General features: G+C 48.4%; 26 protein-coding genes. 18 read left to right on the forward strand and 8 right to left on the reverse strand.

Annotated features, from left to right (window positions below):
• Positions 1-25: 25 nt before the first annotated feature.
• Positions 26-1,012, reverse strand: coding sequence for a LytTR family transcriptional regulator DNA-binding domain-containing protein (locus EVJ34_RS13745; RefSeq protein ID WP_131485974.1), 987 nt, complete (start codon positions 1,010-1,012; stop codon positions 26-28).
• Between the two features lie 122 nt (positions 1,013-1,134).
• Here EVJ34_RS13745 and EVJ34_RS13750 point away from each other — a divergent pair, with 122 nt between their 5' ends.
• From EVJ34_RS13750 to EVJ34_RS13770, 5 genes are all read left to right on the forward strand, one after another.
• Positions 1,135-2,784, forward strand: coding sequence for a DUF2075 domain-containing protein (locus EVJ34_RS13750; protein WP_131486054.1), 1,650 nt, complete (start codon positions 1,135-1,137; stop codon positions 2,782-2,784).
• Positions 2,781-3,089: a nucleotide pyrophosphohydrolase gene (locus EVJ34_RS13755; RefSeq protein WP_131485975.1), complete on the forward strand. Its 309-nt coding sequence runs from the start codon at positions 2,781-2,783 to the stop codon at positions 3,087-3,089. The genes EVJ34_RS13750 and EVJ34_RS13755 overlap by 4 nt, the downstream gene beginning before the upstream one ends.
• A complete protein-coding gene (locus EVJ34_RS13760) occupies positions 3,086-3,514 on the forward strand; it encodes a hypothetical protein (protein WP_131485976.1) in 429 nt (142 codons plus the stop codon). The genes EVJ34_RS13755 and EVJ34_RS13760 overlap by 4 nt, the downstream gene beginning before the upstream one ends.
• 346 nt (positions 3,515-3,860) lie before the next feature.
• Entirely contained in the window at positions 3,861-4,736 is an 876-nt protein-coding gene (locus tag EVJ34_RS13765; RefSeq protein ID WP_131485977.1) for an MFS transporter, read from the forward strand.
• Positions 4,685-5,050 (forward strand): MFS transporter, encoded by a 366-nt coding sequence (locus tag EVJ34_RS13770; RefSeq protein ID WP_236636717.1) that lies wholly within the window; start codon positions 4,685-4,687, stop codon positions 5,048-5,050. The genes EVJ34_RS13765 and EVJ34_RS13770 overlap by 52 nt, the downstream gene beginning before the upstream one ends.
• Before the next feature lie 288 nt (positions 5,051-5,338).
• Here the strand turns inward: EVJ34_RS13770 and EVJ34_RS13775 are convergent, their stop codons facing one another.
• A complete protein-coding gene (locus EVJ34_RS13775; protein ID WP_131485978.1) occupies positions 5,339-5,767 on the reverse strand; it encodes a DUF4279 domain-containing protein in 429 nt (142 codons plus the stop codon).
• Between the two features lie 71 nt (positions 5,768-5,838).
• Between EVJ34_RS13775 and EVJ34_RS13780 the strand changes: the two genes are divergently transcribed.
• Positions 5,839-6,309, forward strand: a complete 471-nt coding sequence (locus tag EVJ34_RS13780; RefSeq protein WP_131485979.1) for a hypothetical protein — start codon at positions 5,839-5,841, stop codon at positions 6,307-6,309.
• A gap of 26 nt (positions 6,310-6,335) precedes the next feature.
• Here the strand turns inward: EVJ34_RS13780 and EVJ34_RS13785 are convergent, their stop codons facing one another.
• From EVJ34_RS13785 to EVJ34_RS13795, 3 genes are read right to left on the reverse strand one after another with little or no spacing between them, the layout of a single operon-like run.
• Positions 6,336-6,608 (reverse strand): hypothetical protein, encoded by a 273-nt coding sequence (locus EVJ34_RS13785; protein WP_131485980.1) that lies wholly within the window; start codon positions 6,606-6,608, stop codon positions 6,336-6,338.
• Between the two features lie 17 nt (positions 6,609-6,625).
• The gene (locus EVJ34_RS13790) at positions 6,626-6,841 is read right to left on the reverse strand and encodes a hypothetical protein (protein ID WP_131485981.1); all 216 of its coding nucleotides are present in this window, start codon (positions 6,839-6,841) and stop codon (positions 6,626-6,628) included.
• Entirely contained in the window at positions 6,841-7,068 is a 228-nt protein-coding gene (locus EVJ34_RS13795; protein ID WP_131485982.1) for a hypothetical protein, read from the reverse strand. Before EVJ34_RS13795 ends, EVJ34_RS13790 begins: the two co-directional genes overlap by 1 nt.
• 134 nt (positions 7,069-7,202) lie before the next feature.
• Between EVJ34_RS13795 and EVJ34_RS13800 the strand changes: the two genes are divergently transcribed.
• Positions 7,203-7,736, forward strand: coding sequence for a DUF3841 domain-containing protein (locus EVJ34_RS13800; protein WP_161568922.1), 534 nt, complete (start codon positions 7,203-7,205; stop codon positions 7,734-7,736).
• The gene (locus EVJ34_RS13805; RefSeq protein WP_131485984.1) at positions 7,736-8,491 is read left to right on the forward strand and encodes a nucleotidyltransferase domain-containing protein; all 756 of its coding nucleotides are present in this window, start codon (positions 7,736-7,738) and stop codon (positions 8,489-8,491) included. Before EVJ34_RS13800 ends, EVJ34_RS13805 begins: the two co-directional genes overlap by 1 nt.
• 10 nt (positions 8,492-8,501) lie before the next feature.
• Here the strand turns inward: EVJ34_RS13805 and EVJ34_RS13810 are convergent, their stop codons facing one another.
• On the reverse strand, positions 8,502-8,753 hold the full coding sequence (locus tag EVJ34_RS13810; RefSeq protein WP_131436824.1) for a hypothetical protein: 252 nt from the start codon (positions 8,751-8,753) through the stop codon (positions 8,502-8,504).
• A gap of 400 nt (positions 8,754-9,153) precedes the next feature.
• On the opposite strand from EVJ34_RS13810, the gene EVJ34_RS13815 reads away from it, so the two are divergent.
• Positions 9,154-10,194, forward strand: coding sequence for a flavin monoamine oxidase family protein (locus EVJ34_RS13815; protein ID WP_131485985.1), 1,041 nt, complete (start codon positions 9,154-9,156; stop codon positions 10,192-10,194).
• Positions 10,195-10,237: 43 nt separating this feature from the next.
• Here EVJ34_RS13815 and EVJ34_RS13820 read toward each other — a convergent pair whose 3' ends face one another.
• Positions 10,238-10,669, reverse strand: a complete 432-nt coding sequence (locus EVJ34_RS13820) for a MarR family winged helix-turn-helix transcriptional regulator (protein ID WP_236636718.1) — start codon at positions 10,667-10,669, stop codon at positions 10,238-10,240.
• Between the two features lie 14 nt (positions 10,670-10,683).
• Positions 10,684-11,889: an MFS transporter gene (locus tag EVJ34_RS13825; protein ID WP_131485987.1), complete on the reverse strand. Its 1,206-nt coding sequence runs from the start codon at positions 11,887-11,889 to the stop codon at positions 10,684-10,686.
• A gap of 161 nt (positions 11,890-12,050) precedes the next feature.
• Between EVJ34_RS13825 and EVJ34_RS13830 the strand changes: the two genes are divergently transcribed.
• The 9 genes from EVJ34_RS13830 (at position 12,051) to EVJ34_RS13870 (ending at position 17,116) form a co-directional block, all read left to right on the forward strand.
• A complete protein-coding gene (locus EVJ34_RS13830; RefSeq protein ID WP_131436832.1) occupies positions 12,051-12,515 on the forward strand; it encodes a hypothetical protein in 465 nt (154 codons plus the stop codon).
• Between the two features lie 54 nt (positions 12,516-12,569).
• Positions 12,570-13,025, forward strand: coding sequence for a hypothetical protein (locus tag EVJ34_RS13835; RefSeq protein ID WP_131485988.1), 456 nt, complete (start codon positions 12,570-12,572; stop codon positions 13,023-13,025).
• A gap of 11 nt (positions 13,026-13,036) precedes the next feature.
• Positions 13,037-13,498: a hypothetical protein gene (locus EVJ34_RS13840; RefSeq protein WP_131485989.1), complete on the forward strand. Its 462-nt coding sequence runs from the start codon at positions 13,037-13,039 to the stop codon at positions 13,496-13,498.
• An 11-nt stretch (positions 13,499-13,509) separates the two neighbouring features.
• Positions 13,510-13,992, forward strand: a complete 483-nt coding sequence (locus EVJ34_RS13845; protein WP_131485990.1) for a hypothetical protein — start codon at positions 13,510-13,512, stop codon at positions 13,990-13,992.
• 17 nt (positions 13,993-14,009) lie between these two features.
• Positions 14,010-14,465 (forward strand): hypothetical protein, encoded by a 456-nt coding sequence (locus EVJ34_RS13850; protein ID WP_131485991.1) that lies wholly within the window; start codon positions 14,010-14,012, stop codon positions 14,463-14,465.
• A 2-nt stretch (positions 14,466-14,467) separates the two neighbouring features.
• The gene (locus EVJ34_RS13855; RefSeq protein WP_131485992.1) at positions 14,468-14,950 is read left to right on the forward strand and encodes a hypothetical protein; all 483 of its coding nucleotides are present in this window, start codon (positions 14,468-14,470) and stop codon (positions 14,948-14,950) included.
• A gap of 112 nt (positions 14,951-15,062) precedes the next feature.
• A complete protein-coding gene (locus tag EVJ34_RS13860; protein WP_131485993.1) occupies positions 15,063-16,001 on the forward strand; it encodes a DMT family transporter in 939 nt (312 codons plus the stop codon).
• A 14-nt stretch (positions 16,002-16,015) separates the two neighbouring features.
• Positions 16,016-16,441 carry a DMT family transporter gene (locus EVJ34_RS13865; RefSeq protein ID WP_131485994.1) on the forward strand — a complete coding sequence of 142 codons (426 nt, stop codon included), beginning with the start codon at positions 16,016-16,018 and terminating at the stop codon, positions 16,439-16,441.
• A gap of 6 nt (positions 16,442-16,447) precedes the next feature.
• Positions 16,448-17,116 carry a Crp/Fnr family transcriptional regulator gene (locus tag EVJ34_RS13870; RefSeq protein WP_131485995.1) on the forward strand — a complete coding sequence of 223 codons (669 nt, stop codon included), beginning with the start codon at positions 16,448-16,450 and terminating at the stop codon, positions 17,114-17,116.
• Positions 17,117-17,120: the final 4 nt, after the last annotated feature.

Here is a 17,120-nt window from a genome sequence, read left to right on the forward strand (position 1 = left end):
GAGTGGATGAGGCGGTGAATGGAGCCTATTTCAGCCCGATCATCGTCTTCAATTCGGCCATTTTCGTCTTCGAGAGCGGGATGGTCGTCTTCGCCGCATCATCGAGCACGAGGCTGAAACTGTTCTTCGTGTACGTGAGGACTTCTCGTACCCGTTGCAGGTTGACGATGTACGATCGATGACAACGGAAGAAGCCGTACGGCGTCAGACGCGCCTCGAGCTCGTTCATCGTGAAGACGCTCGGGAACTGCTCGGACTGACTGTGCAGCACAGATTGGCCATCTTGACTTTCGATGTAGTCGATTTCCGGTGGATCGAGCAAGACGATCTTCTCGTTCACTTTCGTCGGTATCTTCTCGAAGCGGACCTGCATGACCTCTGGCGTGACGTCTTCGTTCGTATCCGGTTCATCCGGTTCCACATCAAGTAAGCGCAAGTGTCGATGGTCGATGCGATAGACGGTCGACGTGACGAACAGGGCGCTCTCCATGTTGCTCGTAAGGAGCAGGATGGCTTTTTGTTGCTGCTTCAGTTTCATCAAGACTGTCGCGAACAAGTGCCGTGTCTCTTGATCGACGTTTTGATCCGGTTCTTCGAGGACATAGATGTCGCGATTATGTAGCAGTAGTGCCGCGTATTGAACGCGCCGGACGAGTGACAAGCTGAGTCGGTTCAATCGTTTGTTCCGGTATGGGGTGAGTTGAACGGTTTGTAGGACGGTATCCAGCGATTCCATCGATTCGTAAAGTGTGTGCGTGAAACGCAAGTATTCCTCGACAGTTAGCCGGTCGTATAACCCGTCACGGATGGAGAAAAGTGACAGCGTACAATTCGCTGTATCGATGGTCCCGGAGTAGTTCGCATGCTCGTCCGTCAATAGCGCGAACAATATTTCCCGGGAAGTGACGCCGCAATGGATGGCTGCGATTTCACCCGGATTGATGGTGAATGAGATATGTTCAAGGATGAGCGTGTCTTGTTGGCGAACAGAGACGTTGTCGAAAGTAAGCACCAAATCCCTCCCTTTTTAGTTGGAGTATACCATTGATTCAGGAAAGACTTGAGTAATGAAATGGAATAAGACTATGCTAAACTGGAGATAATTTGAAATTAGATGAGGGTGTGTCGGTGAAGATGATTGAGGTCATTCCTTTAGATTTTGATAAAACGAGTATAGATGAGATTGATCGGACAGCTGATTACTTGAACTATCCGGTGATTTATATTTTGAACGGACTGAAGGAAGCGTATATCGGAGAGACCGTCTATTTCCAAAAGCGCATGAAGCAACATCTAAAGCTGAAACAAGCTGATCGGAAAAATGTAGACCAAATCAATCTCGTAAAGCATGAGACGTTCAATCGGTCGGCGACGTTCCATCTTGAGACGAAGTTGATTAACTACTTTTTAGGGGACGAGAAGTACACCTTACAAAACAAAAGCAAGACGGCAAGCGACTTCACACACAATTATTACAATAAATCATTCTACGACAATGAGCTGTTTCCTGAGTTATGGGGTGTGCTACATAAGAATGGGCTCGTCGAAAACGACCTGCACGCCATCGAGAACAAAGACATCTTTAAATTGTCGCCGTTCAAAGAACTATCCGTTGAACAGATGGATTTAAAAGAGCGTGTGCTTGAATTCTGTGAGACACGGATTACGAAGGCCAAGCCCGAAGACACGTATGGAGACTTGTATGTCATTGAAGGAGAGGCCGGTGTCGGCAAGAGTGTTGTACTGAGCTCCATCTTTAATACGATTCAGGCGAGAACGAATGAAGCGGGTTCGAATCTGTATCAAACAGAGAACTATTTGGTCGTCAATCATGAGGAGATGCTGAAGACGTATAAGGGGATTGCCAAACAAGTCAAACACTTGAAGGCTGTCAATTTCGTCAAACCGACGCCGCTCCTTAACAAGTTAAAAGATAAGAAGGTCGATATCATTTTGGTCGACGAGGCGCACCTTCTATTGACGAAGTCAGATGCATACAACAACTTTCGGGCAGATAATCATCTCGAAGAATTGATGAAGATCGCAAAAATTGTCATTGTCATCTTCGACCAAGACCAAGTGTTAAAGCTGAAGAGCCGGTGGGACCAAAGTGTATTAAAGAGATATAAACAAAAAGCGAAGTGTTTGAAAACATATAAACTGACAAATCAGTTTCGGATGCAGGCGGATGAGGATGTCATCGATTGGATCAACGCTTTTAAAGCTAAGCAGATACAGGTATTCCCGTCGTCTACAGACTATGATTTGCGCGTGTTTGAAACGTTGGAAGAGATGCATCAAATGATTATCGAACAAGATCAGAAACATGGACTCAGTCGAGTCGTGTCGACGTTTGATTATCTTCATAAAAAGGATGGAGAAACGTATTACGTCTATGAGTCGAACGGGGAGTATAAGATGCCGTGGAATACGACGGGCGGCAAGACGACGTGGGCCGAGAAATCTGAGACGATTGCTGAGGCCGGGTCGATTTATACAATTCAAGGCTTTGATTTGAACTACGTCGGCGTCGTGCTCGGTCCTTCGGTAACGTACGATGAGACGAAGGATTGCTTGGTGATTGACACGAATCTTTATAAAGATACAGGAGCTTATGCTGGGATTGACGGTGTTAAAGATGTCGAGTTGGCGAAAGAACAGATTGTCTTGAACTCGATTAATGTGTTGATGAAGCGAGGCGTCCGAGGACTTTATTTGTATGCGAGCAATCAAGCGTTGCGAGATAAGCTGCTACACATTCAAAGAGAGAAGGTACAGACATGAACGAAGTACAACGATTGATGGACAAAGTGATTGAATTCCGTGACGAGCGCGATTGGGCGTTCCACCATAACCCGAAAGACTTGGCGTTGTCGTTATCGCTTGAGGCGAGCGAACTGTTGGAGGTGTTCCAATGGGTGTCGAGCGAAGAAGCGCTCGAGACTAAACACGTCGAGATGAAAGAAGAACTCGCGGATGTCCTCATCTATGCGCTGACGTTCGCCCATGCGGCAGGGATTGATGTGTCGCAGGCGATTGAAGAGAAGCTTGAGAAAAATGCGGTGAAATATCCGAGTCCACAATCATGAGTGAAACGCTCGAAAGGTATCCTCCAGATCAATTTATGATTCCTTGCCATTTAATCGGAAAGAATTTCTCACCTCGCGTCGCATCGGAGAAAACAGGCATTCGGTTTTATACCCAGACCGAAGTCGGGGAGATGGAGCGCATAGGAAAGCAGATTGCTACGCACGGTCATGCGTCATTTGAACCACCAATGGAATTTCAACAAATGGAAAATCCGTATATCGGACTCTTTTGGATGGTAGACACCCTTACGGAACATATCGACACCCTTCGTTCTTGTGGAGCCGACCATATTTATATCGACTTAGGTGTCATTTATTATGGTGATTTAAAGTTGGGGTTTGACCCAGACTTCTTGATGAAACTTGCAAACTTGAAGATTGAGTTTTGGATTAGTGGTTATGAAGAGAAGGGAGAGAACTCATAATGAGAGCGAAACATCGACGCCTTTTTCTCATGTATCTCAGTGTAGGTCTATTGAATATCGTCCTTTTGCTTATGATGCCGCTTTTTCAAATCGAGAGTTCAACATGGATGCTCGTCATGTTTCCGTTATTGACGATTATTTGGTTTGCGAATGCTTTCGTTCATTGGAGACATATGAAACAAGAGACGATTCGATAAAAAACGGCTGAAGCCTAGCATCTAGATAAAATAAATTCGAAAGGAGCTCGTCATGTATCATTACCTGAACGACATATAACCTTATATTCGCGGACCGCCTTATGATTTGTCTCGAACTTACTAGACAAATCAAATGAGGAGCGGATGATATGAATCGGAACATAGTAGTTTTGTTATCTGTACGTGTGATTGCGAATTTCGCGGACAGTTTTTATTTTTTAGCATCGGTATGGTACGTCAAAGACATGACGGACTCGTCTTTTTGGGTTGGCGTCACGACGTTTGTGGCAATGGTGCCGGTTGCGTTTCAAGTGCTGTATGGACCGTTGATCGATCGTTACGACAAAAAGAAGTTATTGCTTTGGGCAATGGCAGTGCAGGCGACTGTCTTCACAATCCTCGCGAGTTTATATGTAATAGATGAACTGTCGGTAGGGGTCGTCATTGTCGGTTTGTTCGTCGCGACGTTGGCGAGCGAATTGAGTTATCCAACGGAGTATGCACTCGTTCCGACTCTCGTTCGGGAGGCGGACCTACAAAAAGTCAATGCACTCTTCACGTTCACCTATCATAGTCTCGATATCTTGTGCAATGCCATTGCTGGGATTTTGCTGGCGCTTATTGGTGTCGGTCTCGTCTATACGAGTAACGCCATCCTCTATCTGTTTTTATTTGGGGGGATTGGCTTTTTGTTACGCATCAACGAAACAAAGGGCCACACACCAAGTGATTTTCCGTATTTTGCTGATTTACAATTTGGATTTCGTTACGTATGGAAACTCGGTTCGTTTCGCACGTTGATTCTTGTCTTCACGTGCCTTAACTTCATGATTTCGATCTCGCTTGGCGTCCTCCCGATTTTGGCGACGAAGGAACAGGAATACGGCTTATGGCTTGCAGCCATTTCGATTGGTACGTTATTGGGAAGCGGCTTATCGATTCGATTTGGCGTTCGTTACGATGGACATTCGTCTTGGCAACCGGATTCGGTGGAGTCGCTTGGTGCATCTCGGCATTTTGGTTGAATCGTAATTTTGGCGTGACGTTGATTTGTTTTAGTATGGCTTGGGTGGCGATTGGGATGATGGGGATTCAATTTCAAACGCTTCTTCAGCGTCAAATCGAACCTGATTATTTAGGACGCGTATTGACCGTTGTCTATGCCCTTCAAGGAATATTGGCTCCGTTCGGTTATTTACTCGGTGGAGCGCTCGCGGACTGGGTTGGACACGGATTACTGTATCTCGTCGGGGCAGTTACCTTATTAGGTATGAGCCGCTATTTTTTGAGAAATTCTTTTTTGAAATCTTCTATTGCGATGCACGATCAAGCTGTGTGACGCAGACGCCGTACAGCCTTTCCGAAAAAGACTGTACGGTGCTTTGTTAAATCAACATGTCGAACAGTGAAGGCGAAAAACATGCGAAAAATTGTGGAGCATCATAAATGATCCATATCAAAAGGAGATCAAGAAAGTGAATGCACGAACCAAAATGTGGTAGGTGCTCGCCATCCTTCACGGGATTTCCGTATGATTTTCCCGCTGTTGCTGTGCGGGTTTCAGATTCTGTTAGCGAGACAAGAACAGGAAGTGTCCTTAGACGAATGAATGTTAGTCCGGTGAAGTCTAATACCCCTCATCCTGATATGGGTTCGCATATAAATCGATGTCAAACTCGGCACGGATCCGATGGGCGAATTGAATCGTCTCCAAATCAAACACAAGCGACGGTGTTTGACCGCCTTCCATTACGATTACGATGATGAATCGCGCTTTGATGTCGTCATACGCACTGTAAATGTCATCTAAAATTGGTTCTTTTCCACGAAGTTGAGCAATGATATGTTGCAGCTGATCGTTCACATCAAATGAAGGCTGATAGCCCGTACCGAGTGACCACGATGTATGTTCGCGAGGATGGGAAGAATAGCCTTTTTCACCTCGTTTGAAGGTTTCTGTAGGAATGATTCCTAGCCGACGCGTCACATCTTCGATTGAGAAATCATCGGCAAGCAGTTGGAAATAGACCAGGACTTCGGTTTGTGTAGGATTCATGAACACCCTCTTTTCTTTGTATGACAGTCTACTTGAATATAAACGATGCAATCGTAGAAAGGAATATGAATATGACCCAACGCGAACGGTTTGATCATTTATATGAGGCGGGGAAACGTTCCACCCGCCAAGCACTTCTTCTTGGAGTGTTCATCGTCTTACTTGGCGTCATCTTTTGGTTCACAGGCGAGCGTCGACTCGCTGAACTGGTAGGGTTCGTCTTGTTCATTCCGGTCATCTTGTTCGTCAAAGTGTGGGCACGGACGAAAACGCTGCTCACGTTCAACGAGGCTCCAGACTATCGGCGTCTCGTCTGGTATGAGTATTGGAGCGGGATGGCCGTGATTGTAATCTTTTGTGTGTTGATTGTGACGTTGCTGTTACGTCCGGAACAAGAGAATATTTTGATTCTCGTTGTGGCGTTCAATCTATTTGCGTGGATTGCTTCTTCTAAGATTGATCAAAAGCTTGCTAACATCGACCCGGAACACGTGACGCATAAAGCCTATGAACGCGGTAAAGTCGGTTTCTTTTTAAAATAAAGGCAGTCAAAAAGGAGTAGCACACGCTACTCCCTTTCGTTTACCCGATCGACCAATTGTTTCGCTTCAAGCAGCGACAGGTCATATGTCTCACGCAAGAATTTAACGGTCGGAATCACGCCAATCGTATCGATTTTTTCCTTAATCGACGCATGAAACTCAGCATCTTGCACGATTGGTTCGGTATGAAGTTGTTTTCGTTTCAATGCACTCATGTCCTTTGCTTGTTGCGCAATGATATTGATCAAGAAGGCGTTCAAGATCAATGAGGCAGTCAACAGGATCGTGGTCCAATCCATTCAAACACTCCTTTCGCTTAATTATCGATGATATCGAAACTGTAAGCATTGGTGAGCGGATTATAAATAATCAATTCATAGCTTAGCTGTTGTTCGTCCGCTTTATCAATCAACAGATTGATTTCCGACATATTGAAGACACGTTGACAAGTAACAGTCGCAACGAGTAACAGACCACCGATGATGGCTGTGGTGACGAGACGTTTCGTCCATATCGTGAGTGATGTCGACATTAAGGGCGTGTCTCTATTTTTTCTTCGATTCGCTCGAGGCGCTCCACTAAGACGTCGAACTGTTGTTGCTGATGAGCCGCGGTTTGACGATCCAACTCGAGTCGCGCATCCGCCCGCTTCTCGTAGCGATCGATAAATCGAACAATCATCACGATGACCGCGATGAGTAACGCGAGTGGGACAAGTATTGCCAATAAACTAAATAGTAACGTCATTAAAACATTCATGCTTTTTCCTCCTTTATGTAATCCATACGGCTAGTATACTTCCAAATTCAGACAAACCCAAACGATTCCCGTGATGGATGCAAAGTGGGAAGGTCAGTTATGCTAACAGTATCTTCAAAAAAAGAGGTGAACCTATGGCAATTTACTATACATATCAACATGCGGGCGCCTGGGAAGCTGCCAATGCGTGTGGCTACTTGTTTGGGAATCCGGCGTACGGCATTTTTCAAGACGAGGACTACGCGTATCATCGCCCTGCCTACAATTGGCTCGCGGGGCAATATGAGCAACGGACGAAAATCTCGCTTCGTGGAAACTATCCGGTTTGGTTGAGCAAAACAAGGCCAGACGTCGCACGGGGTGGCTACTTGGAATCTGGAGAACCGGGCGTCGTGCTGACGGTTGAGCTGCCGGACGCACATGTGCTCGCAGTCGAGGCCGGTTATTGGACGTTCGCGTTGAATCGGTGTTTTCTCTCGTTTGAAGACCGGGAAGCTAGGAATGAGGAAGAGTTGAAAAAATCGTGGGAGAAGATGTTCGACATTGACTGGTGCGAATCAATTGTCGAGGAGTATCCGGAGACGAACACGAAGTATCACTATCTCGTCGCTCGGGTTGATCTCGGACAAGTGCTCGACGTGACGACGTTTATTGAGGAGGGTGTGTGATGGAGCTACCGACACGACTAGGTACAGACGAGGCGGGTTACGTCATCAATCAAACAGACGTGATACGGATTCAACCGATGTTTCGGCCAGTGCTTGATCAAGTGATTCAATTGTTGCGAGAAGAATTCGCTGAAGCGCTGCATAGCGTATATGTATATGGAAGCGTCGGTCGCGGGACGGCTGTAGCCGGACGGTCGGATTTAGACGTGACGGTCATCGTCAAACGGGAAATGGATGATAATGTATTGAAGCGACGTACCGTGCTCCTGTTGCGGGAACATCCGGAAGTAATCAAAATTGATTATGACATTGGTCTGTTGGATACAGTGCTTGAGCCCACTAATCATGTTGAATGGGGATTTTGGTTACGTCACATGTGTGCATGTGTTGACGGGACTGACTTGTCTCATCGTTTTCCGTATATGAAACCGGACGAGCGGACTAGCCGAGCGTTGAATCGAGATTTGTTCGATCAGTTACGAGAAGCGAAAGTGCAATTGAAGACAAGACGTATGACGGGAAACGAAAAACGGTCACTCGTCAAACGGATGATTCGAGGTGCGTATTTGACAATCAACGTCGAAGATCAAAGTTTTGTATCGACGATTACAGACAGTCTGTTTGTATTGCGCCTCTATTTTCCAAACAGTGAAATCATAGATGACTTAGAGCGAGGCATGGAGTCAGAAGAAGTTCAAGATGACTGGTTGGGTAAGTTGATTGATCAGTATGAATCATTGTTTCTTCCACGATGACAGTCATTTATTAAAGCGACTTCTGTTGGTCTAAATCATCAAAATGAAATTCGACGTAAATCATCCCGAGGATGAGATACATGATTACGAACGTCCGAACTAAATTGGGTACGTAGAGGATTTGGAAAAACAGCAATCCTTCAAACGAGAACACGAATAGATAGGCAAGGAGATACATCAAGATCTTGCCTCTTCGAAATCGAGAGAACAGACGAATGCCTACGAGGAACGGATAAAGTAGCGTCTTGACGGTATTGGACATGTTGGTAAATCCTTTCTTAGACGTTACCGTTCATTAAGTGGAACGTATCCTGATTTTGCGCGTCTGCGCCTGACATCCGATTCGAAGTAATACATTGGGGTGAACAATCCTGCCAAAAGATAAATTCTAAAAACGGTTTCTAGTAAAAGCGACACTTGGAGGCCATATCCGATGATGAGGACATGGGCAGGAACAAAGAACAGCATGAATGCATAAGACATTGTACTTTCTGTTTTGATAAATCGATATAATCCTCGCATCAACAAGATGTAAGGAAATAAGATGTAATAGAAGAAACGCTTCACGTCGTAACGCCCTTTCCTGAGCGGTGCGCCCAAATTATGTACATTCGTCTTTTTCAGTATAATGGGAGCACCACGTATAGAGAAGGAGTATTTATATGACCAAATCAATCGCCATCATCGGGGCGGGCGTGAGCGGCTTATATGCCGCGTCGCTCCTCACTGAGAAAGGCTATGACGTCACCGTGTTCGAGGCGCGCAGTCGCATCGGGGGACGGGTGTTGAGCCAAGACGGGTTCGACCTCGGCCCGACCTGGTATTGGCCAGAGACGGAGACGACAATCACGCAACTGATCGAACGACTCGGTCTCCCGACGTTCTCTCAACACACGAGCGGGGACTTGGTGCTCGAGCGGCAGTTCGGTGTCATCGAGCGTCATACGCTCCCGCCAGGTCACACTGTTCCATCGATGCGACTCGTCGGTGGCATGGCCAGTTTGACGACGTCGCTCGCTTCGACACTACCGGCAGGGACAATTCAACTCGAGTCGACCGTCACCTCAATTCAACAGGCGGAAGACGAGATATTGGTCGAGCTCGAAGGCGGACGGACAACAGCGTTCGAACATGTCATCTTAGCCATCCCGCCACGACTCGTCTCACGCATCTCGTTTCACCCTGAACTGTCTGAAACGACGAAGTCGAAGCTGGCAAACACGCCGACCTGGATGGCTGGACAGGCGAAAGTACTCGCCGTCTACGACCGCCCGTTTTGGCGAGACAGTGGTCAATCTGGTCAAGGCATGAGCTGGGCCGGGGTGTTGCAGGAGATTCATGACGCCTCGCAGCCGGGCGGATTGGCCGCGTTATTCGGCTTCTTCCGGTTGTCTGCTACCGAACGCTCGGTACTCGACCGGGACGAGCTGAATCGTCGCGTCATCGATCAATTCGTGCGTCTGTTCGGGGAAGAAGCGCGCCATCCGCGTGACGTGTTATACGTCGATTGGTCGAGTGATCGTGACACGTCAAGCCCACGAGATGCCCAGCCGTTGACCGACTTCCCGGTCTATCAACCGATCGCGCTCGATTCAGCATGGGAAGGACGACTCTCACTCGCTGGGACGGAGACGGACTCCTTGTTCGGCGGCCATATCGAAGGCGCGCTCCGGGCAGCGGAACGTGTCGTCAATCAACTCTAACCAAAAATGCGTATCCTCCCGAGTCAGGGACGATACGCATTTTTCATTTGAACTTTTTAATCATCAGCGCGAGTGAGCGATTGATCATCGTCATCTCGTCATCTTCGAGTACGGAGAACATCTCTTCAGCGAGCCGTTCTTCAATCGCATCGATTTGTTTCGAATACTCTAAACCGATCGGTCCGAGTCGGATGAAACTCTCGCGCAAGTTGTCCGGGTTCTTCTCTTTTTTAACAAACTGACGCTGTTCGAGTACTTTGAGCACTTGGCTGACCGCACTTTTCGAGATATTCATCTTCGTCGCAATCTCGGTCGTCGTCCATGTGTCTTGTCGTTTGAACAGGAGTAGCATCTGTTCTTGCTGGTAACTGAGTTCGAATTCGTTCAACTCGGTAAAGTATTTGGTGAACAACAAGTCGAGCTCGTCGATTTGACGGTACATCTCGATGACTTGCTGTTTGCGTGTGTCGTTCAATCGTCGTTCTCCTTTCATCGCGTGTCACGGAACGTCTGGCTCCGCACGTATAACACGATACTCAATACTAATCCGATTATACCAAACGAGATGAGGAGCGTTTGAATCGGTACAGCCAAGGCGACCAAAATCGATAGGACAGCGAACGCGATCGGCTCGAGGCCAGATGCGGCGAGCGCCATGATGCTCATGACCCGTCCGATCTTGTCATGGTCGCTATGTTCTTGCATGAGTGTGACCGTTGGCAAGTAGACGAGCATCAACATGAATCCGCTCGCGGCCGCAGCCAAGGCAAGGAGTGTGATGGACTGCGCCTGCGTATAGAGGAAGAAGGCGCCAATCGTCAAAAACAGGACGCGGAAGACGAAGCGACCACGATGGACCGAGCGGAACAACAGGACGAGAAAACTCGCGACGAACGTCCCGACAGCAAGTCCACCTTCAATCAAACTCAAATCAAACGCGTTGCCGCCCCGTTCACCGACGAGAATCGGGATGCTCATGATGAGCGGACCCATGACGAACAGGTTGACGATGGCGATGGACAACGTCCCGCTCCGTAAAATCGGTGTGCTCGAGACGTAACGGATGCCTTCTTTCAAGTCAACGATGACATGACCGAGCGACATGGCACGGGCTAGGGGAATCGAATCACGAATCAAGCGCGGCATAATCAAGATGGCGGCGATGAAAATCAGGACGGCCGCCGTCCCGAAGCTGAGCCCGAAGCCACCCCATGTCAGTAAGGCCCCGGCGAGAAACGGTCCAAACACGAACATGAGCTCGAGCGTTCCTTGGAAGAGCGAATTGGCACGTTGTAGCTCTTCTTGTTTGACGAGCGACGGAATCAAAGATGACAACGCTGGATAAGACATGCCGTCGAGTAGACCGAACACGATGGAAATCATAATCAAGGCGAACACTGAATACGCGTCCGCGAGATGGAGCGCTACGACCGCGACCATAAGAAGACCTTGCCCGAGGTTCGTCAAAAACAAGAGCCGACTCTTTTGGAATCGGTCGGCGAACACACCGCCGAACACCATCATTACGACACGCGGTAACGAGACGGCGGTCATGATAATCCCGAGAAGGGCCGGTTGCTTCAGCACATCGATTGTGAGCCAGGATACACTCAAGAAGAAAATCGAGAACCCGAGTGTGAGCGTCATGCCGGATAACCACGTGAACACGAAGCGTGTATTTTGTAGGAAATTCATAAAGAAAACCTCAGTCTTTCTACCTTTTAATATAGTTAAGTTAACTAAACTGTAAAGCGAAGTCACAGGTTCGTCAAGCGAGTAGGTGGCTGTGAAGTTAATTGTAAAAAAACGGAACTTTTTTCACTGACAACCGTATAGTTAGTTAAGAGGTGAATGCGATGAGTAAACAAGAACGATTACATAGCGTGAAACAAATGAATGTACAGTGGATGTTGTTACGTTTGATGTTTGCTTTGCCGACTGGGGTTTTGATCTATTACTTCTTACAGTCGCAAGGCTCCCCGATGATTATGGCAGCGTTCCTTCTATCGTTGACCAGTGCAGCAAGTATTTTGTTTATGAGGGAAGCGCGCTTCGTCAAAGCATTAACGACGCATGATCAAGCGAAAAAGGTGATCGGTATCCAATATCAACTCGACTACTTATTCGTCATCATGATGGCCGTGATTTTTCCGATGATGATGCGACTGAATATCCTGACCAGCTTGATTCCCTTTGTTCTGTTCGTCAGTGGTAGCGCGTTCATCTTGTTTACGCAACATAAACTTGATCAACAGTTGAGCTGGATGGATATAGAACAACCGACTCGTCGCGAGATTCAACGCACGAGATTCACGTGGTGAGGTTGAAACAGACATGAGGTTAGCTTGGATCCATCACAATTAAAGGAGTAGCTTATGAATAAACATCACCGTTTGAAGCAAATGGTTACCGCAAACCGGAAATGGCTTCTCGTACGACTCGGTTTTGCGATTCCGATTGGGGTATTGCTCTTCTTCTTTCTACAAACCGAGACACGATCGCTCGTATACGGAAGTTTGATGGTCGTGTCGCTGTTAGCATACGGCGTGATGATCATGCGGGAAAGTCGATTCATGAGCAGTTTCACAGACCACATTCGAGCGAAGCGGGTCATCCACATTCAATATGTGTTCGACTATATGATGGTTGTCTTTAGCTGTTTGTTTTTCCCGTTGCTTTTGAAGCTCGAAACAATCAGTTGGGTCCCCTTTTTCATCTTCTCCCTTGCGGCGTTAGCGCTGGTAATTGTCGAACGCCTGCTTGATGAGAAAGTAAAACGGATTGATCCTGAGCAACCGAGGCGTCGCGACGTCAAACGAGAAAGCTTTTAAGGGGGGATTCGATGACCAAACAAGAACGTATCAATCTGATTTATAAAACCAATATAAAGACGGCCGTTCTTCAAAGTCTGCTCACGTTTCCGATGGTGTTTTGTCTCGTCGGATTGATTCAATCGGATTCATGGAACGGGTGGTATGTGGCCGGCGTACTCGTCTGTCTGTTGCTGCTGGGAGGAATCTTCTTCAAGGCGAACCGAGTCGAGACCGAGTTGACCGAGCGAGAGGATGCCAAAATCATCATCGCCCGTCGGAACGGATTTGTCTTTGCGCTGTTCGTCGTATTCATTTTATCGTTTGCGCTGACGCTTAACCTTGGTTGGATGTACGCCTGGATATTAGCTGTGGCAGTTGGTGTACTATACGGTGGCTACCGCTTAATTCGAAAACAAGACGAGCGATTGACGGATATCGATCCAGATCATCCGATGTTGCGTGAGATTCGACTCGACAACGTCAGAGACTGAGGAGGTACGAGATGAACAGGGAAGCCCGGACTGAAGCGTTGTTACAAATCAACACGACGTATCGTCGTTTTATGATTGGGAGCAGTGTCGTCATCTTTGTGAGTGCACTCTATTTCATGATGCAGACGACTTACTCTGGCGTGATTGCGGTGGTCAGTCTCATCCCGACGTTGTTTTTCGAATGGAAACAGACGACGCTCTATCTGCAGTTCAATGACGACTGGACGTATCGACGTCTCATTAAACTACAGTTTTCCTCACTCGTTTTCACGTTCATCTTATTGTTCAGTCTGATCGCCCTGTTTTTAACGGGGCAAGTCCATAAGGACGTATTGATGTGGGTGATTGTCATCGGGGCACCACCTTCTGTCTTGTTACCGCTGTGGATTGATCGAAAACTGCTCAAACTCGACCCGGAACACGTCACGTCGAACATGCTGGCTAAAGCCAATCGCGAGAAGTTAAAACGTCGTCTTGACGGAATCAATGATTAGAAAAGGAATGGAATCGTATGACGAAACAACAACGGATTGACGAAATGAATCGATATCGTGAGCAAAGGAAGCGGCGACGAGACATGTTGTTCGCTCCTGTCCCTGGACTTTTATTTGTCACGTTGCTCGCGGATCACATTTGGTGGGTGGGCTTAGGGTTGATGGGTTTGTTCGCCAGCGGTTCAATCGTGTATTTGCTAAAAGAAGGGAAGGCATTCGCTCGTCTATCCAATCAAAGCGAAGCACGAGTGGCGACGCAAAACGTCTACCGGATTTTAGGTGGGTGGTACGTCTTGATCGTCGGTAGCGTGGCAAGTTATAAACTGGCGGTCCCTTGGTGGACATGGATTCTCGTCCTTGGGATGGCGGTGCTGTTGCCGCTTCTGTATAAACGCTTCAATGAGACTGTCCGAAGCGCGGATGCAGCTCAACCGGTCCGCTCTGAATTGGCAACAGCGAGTGGATTGCTATGAAGATGTTGACGAAACAGGAACGAATCGAGCGTTTGCTCGCACATGAGGATGCGACGTGGCATTGGCGCTATTGGGGTCTCTTCTTCAACCTCATCGTCGTCGCGTTCATCTCGTATCAGACATCGATTTACTTACCGCTCATCCTATTTGCAGTGTATTTGCCGCAATTGTGTGTTGCGTGGTGCAAGACGAAAGTGTTGCTGACATTTAATTCAGAGCCTCGCTATCGACGTTGGGTTTACAGTGATTTTATCGTCGAATGGTTCATTTTTTTACTGTTTCTCTGTCTGCTTGCTGCTCATCACACCGGGTTTCTCACGATTTGGCCACTCCTAACGATCTTAGGAGTCGGCACGATTGGTGGGTTGGTGTTTTCACGTCTAGTCCATCGAGTCATACTGACGTTTGATGCACACCACGTGACGAATCGGATGTTCGACGAAGCGAAAACTGAGCGCTATACGCACCGAAAGACGAGTTCCTGATAGTTGGAACTCGTCTTTTTTCATTTTTCAGGACATCGGTCCTTTATGCTCGAGTGCTCGAGGAGTAAGCTTGAGACGTACACAGTATATAGAGAGAATCGAGGAAGAGACTATGTTAGCCATTGTAATTGGACTCGTCATCGGAATTTTGTTACCGATGCAGACGAGCGTGAACTCGCGTCTGCGCACCATCGTCGGGTCACCGTTCGTCGCGTCGTTCCTGTCATTTGCGATCGGGACGACCTTTTTAACGCTCACGTTACTGCTCACCGGGCAGTCATTCGGGATCGAATCATCCATTTTCCAAGGAGAACCGCTTTGGATGTGGTCGGGTGGTTTGTTGGGGGTCATCTTTTTAACGGGGAACATTTTGCTGTTCCCGAGACTCGGTAGTGTCCAGACCGTCATCATGCCGATCTTTGGACAGATTTTGATGGGACTGTTGATTGACCACTTCGGTTGGTTTAATTCAACCGTCAACGTCCTCACACCGTGGCGCGTGTTCGGGGCACTGCTCGTCTTACTCGGCGTCGTCTGCACGGTCGCACTCACGGACTGGATTAACCGTCGCCGTGGTAAACTCGTCGCCACATCGCAGACGGGAACCGGCAATTTGAACGTCTGGCGCCTCGTCGGAATCGGGACCGGGATGATGAGTGCGACACAGACGGCCATCAACGGTTATTTGGGAACGGTGCTCGAATCGGCTTTGAAAGGGGCGCTTGTTTCGTTCGTTGTCGGGACGGTCACGTTACTGCTCATCTTGCTCGTCTTGCGGCCGAGCGTTGAATGGCGCGGACTACGCGGTCAGCCTTGGTGGATTTGGCTCGGTGGCATCATCGGGGCACTCTTTATTGGCGGGAACGTCTTGATTGTGCCGATGGTCGGGACCGGCATCGCCGTCGTCATCGTCATTGTCGGCTTGCTATGCGGAAGCCTGCTCATCGACCGTTTTGGTTGGTTCGGGGCCGCCAAGAACCCGGTCACTGGGATACAACTCGTCAGTTTACTCGTCATGGTCATCGGGATCATGCTGATTCGTTTATCGTAAAGGAGGAAGACAACATGCGCGGAGTACTGTTCGCCATCAGCGGCGGCTTCTTTTTGACGCTACAGAGCGTCGCCAACGCTCGCATCAGTTCGAGTATCGGGACGTGGCAGGCAGCGACGTTGACGCAACTGACGGGTTTTCTCGTCGCACTTGTCATCATGCTCCTCGTTCGCGACCGTTCGTACGTTCACATGCGTCGCGTCGAGCCGCTCTATTTGTCAGGGGGCGCATTCGCTGCGTTCATCTTGTTCAGCAATATGACGGCCGTGCATGAGCTCGGCGTCACACTCACGATTTCATTGTTTCTCATCGCCCAACTCGCCCTCGCGCTCGTCATCGACTGGCGCGGCTGGTTCGGGATGTTGCGCCGGGACTTGAATCGGACGCAACTGCTAGGTGTCATTATGATGATCGTCGGGATTCTCGTATTGAAAGGATGACACGTGATGGAACAGATTGACCATTATATGAAGCGGTATGGGTTGGATGTGGTGCTGCCATCAGCCGTCCGACCTCAACTTAAGCTCGTCCGTTACGCGACGGGGGAGGCGATTTGCACCCAAGGCGCTAAGGCCGAGCAGCTCCACTTTCTCGTCAGTGGAAAGATTCGGGTGGCCCACACGTCAGTGGCCGGGAAGCGGCTCGTCTTGTCGTTCAAATATCCGCTCGACTTGATTGGCGACATCGAATACGTTCGACGTACGCCGTTCTTGAACACAGTCGAGGCGGTCACGCCGGTCGAGATGATCGTCGTCCGCTTCGACGACCTCGCGCGTCATGCCAAGGAGGACGTCACGTGGCTCCACTATTTGCTGGAAGGGATCACGAAGAAGTTCGAGATGAAGTCGCAGTCGATGAGTTTTAACTTGTTTTATCCGGTCAATGTGCGGCTCGCGAGCTATCTGTTGTCGATGACACCGCAAGAGACGACGCTCGGGTCGACCGTGGATGAGTTGACGGACATCGCCGATTTGATTGGGACGAGCTATCGCCACGTCAACCGAACGCTCAAACGGTTCGTGGAACAAGGATTGATTGAACGTGATCGTCGGTCGATTGCAATCATTGATCGCGCTGGGCTGATTGCCGTTGCTGGGGAGAGTATTTATGAATGAGGAG

The organism is Exiguobacterium sp. SL-9 (genome assembly GCF_004336985.1).
GTDB lineage: Bacteria > Bacillota > Bacilli > Exiguobacteriales > Exiguobacteriaceae > Exiguobacterium.

Coding starts and splice junctions, on each gene's coding strand:
- EVJ34_RS13750 (WP_131486054.1), top strand. CDS start 1,135: ATGATTGAGGTCATTCCTTTAGATTTTGATAAAACGAGTATAGATGAG.
- EVJ34_RS13755 (WP_131485975.1), top strand. CDS start 2,781: ATGAACGAAGTACAACGATTGATGGACAAAGTGATTGAATTCCGTGAC.
- EVJ34_RS13760 (WP_131485976.1), top strand. CDS start 3,086: ATGAGTGAAACGCTCGAAAGGTATCCTCCAGATCAATTTATGATTCCT.
- EVJ34_RS13765 (WP_131485977.1), top strand. CDS start 3,861: ATGAATCGGAACATAGTAGTTTTGTTATCTGTACGTGTGATTGCGAAT.
- EVJ34_RS13775 (WP_131485978.1), bottom strand. CDS start 5,767: ATGAATCCTACACAAACCGAAGTCCTGGTCTATTTCCAACTGCTTGCC.
- EVJ34_RS13780 (WP_131485979.1), top strand. CDS start 5,839: ATGACCCAACGCGAACGGTTTGATCATTTATATGAGGCGGGGAAACGT.
- EVJ34_RS13785 (WP_131485980.1), bottom strand. CDS start 6,608: ATGGATTGGACCACGATCCTGTTGACTGCCTCATTGATCTTGAACGCC.
- EVJ34_RS13790 (WP_131485981.1), bottom strand. CDS start 6,841: ATGTCGACATCACTCACGATATGGACGAAACGTCTCGTCACCACAGCC.
- EVJ34_RS13795 (WP_131485982.1), bottom strand. CDS start 7,068: ATGAATGTTTTAATGACGTTACTATTTAGTTTATTGGCAATACTTGTC.
- EVJ34_RS13800 (WP_161568922.1), top strand. CDS start 7,203: ATGGCAATTTACTATACATATCAACATGCGGGCGCCTGGGAAGCTGCC.
- EVJ34_RS13805 (WP_131485984.1), top strand. CDS start 7,736: ATGGAGCTACCGACACGACTAGGTACAGACGAGGCGGGTTACGTCATC.
- EVJ34_RS13810 (WP_131436824.1), bottom strand. CDS start 8,753: ATGTCCAATACCGTCAAGACGCTACTTTATCCGTTCCTCGTAGGCATT.
- EVJ34_RS13815 (WP_131485985.1), top strand. CDS start 9,154: ATGACCAAATCAATCGCCATCATCGGGGCGGGCGTGAGCGGCTTATAT.
- EVJ34_RS13825 (WP_131485987.1), bottom strand. CDS start 11,889: ATGAATTTCCTACAAAATACACGCTTCGTGTTCACGTGGTTATCCGGC.
- EVJ34_RS13830 (WP_131436832.1), top strand. CDS start 12,051: ATGAGTAAACAAGAACGATTACATAGCGTGAAACAAATGAATGTACAG.
- EVJ34_RS13835 (WP_131485988.1), top strand. CDS start 12,570: ATGAATAAACATCACCGTTTGAAGCAAATGGTTACCGCAAACCGGAAA.
- EVJ34_RS13840 (WP_131485989.1), top strand. CDS start 13,037: ATGACCAAACAAGAACGTATCAATCTGATTTATAAAACCAATATAAAG.
- EVJ34_RS13845 (WP_131485990.1), top strand. CDS start 13,510: ATGAACAGGGAAGCCCGGACTGAAGCGTTGTTACAAATCAACACGACG.
- EVJ34_RS13850 (WP_131485991.1), top strand. CDS start 14,010: ATGACGAAACAACAACGGATTGACGAAATGAATCGATATCGTGAGCAA.
- EVJ34_RS13855 (WP_131485992.1), top strand. CDS start 14,468: ATGTTGACGAAACAGGAACGAATCGAGCGTTTGCTCGCACATGAGGAT.
- EVJ34_RS13860 (WP_131485993.1), top strand. CDS start 15,063: ATGTTAGCCATTGTAATTGGACTCGTCATCGGAATTTTGTTACCGATG.
- EVJ34_RS13865 (WP_131485994.1), top strand. CDS start 16,016: ATGCGCGGAGTACTGTTCGCCATCAGCGGCGGCTTCTTTTTGACGCTA.
- EVJ34_RS13870 (WP_131485995.1), top strand. CDS start 16,448: ATGGAACAGATTGACCATTATATGAAGCGGTATGGGTTGGATGTGGTG.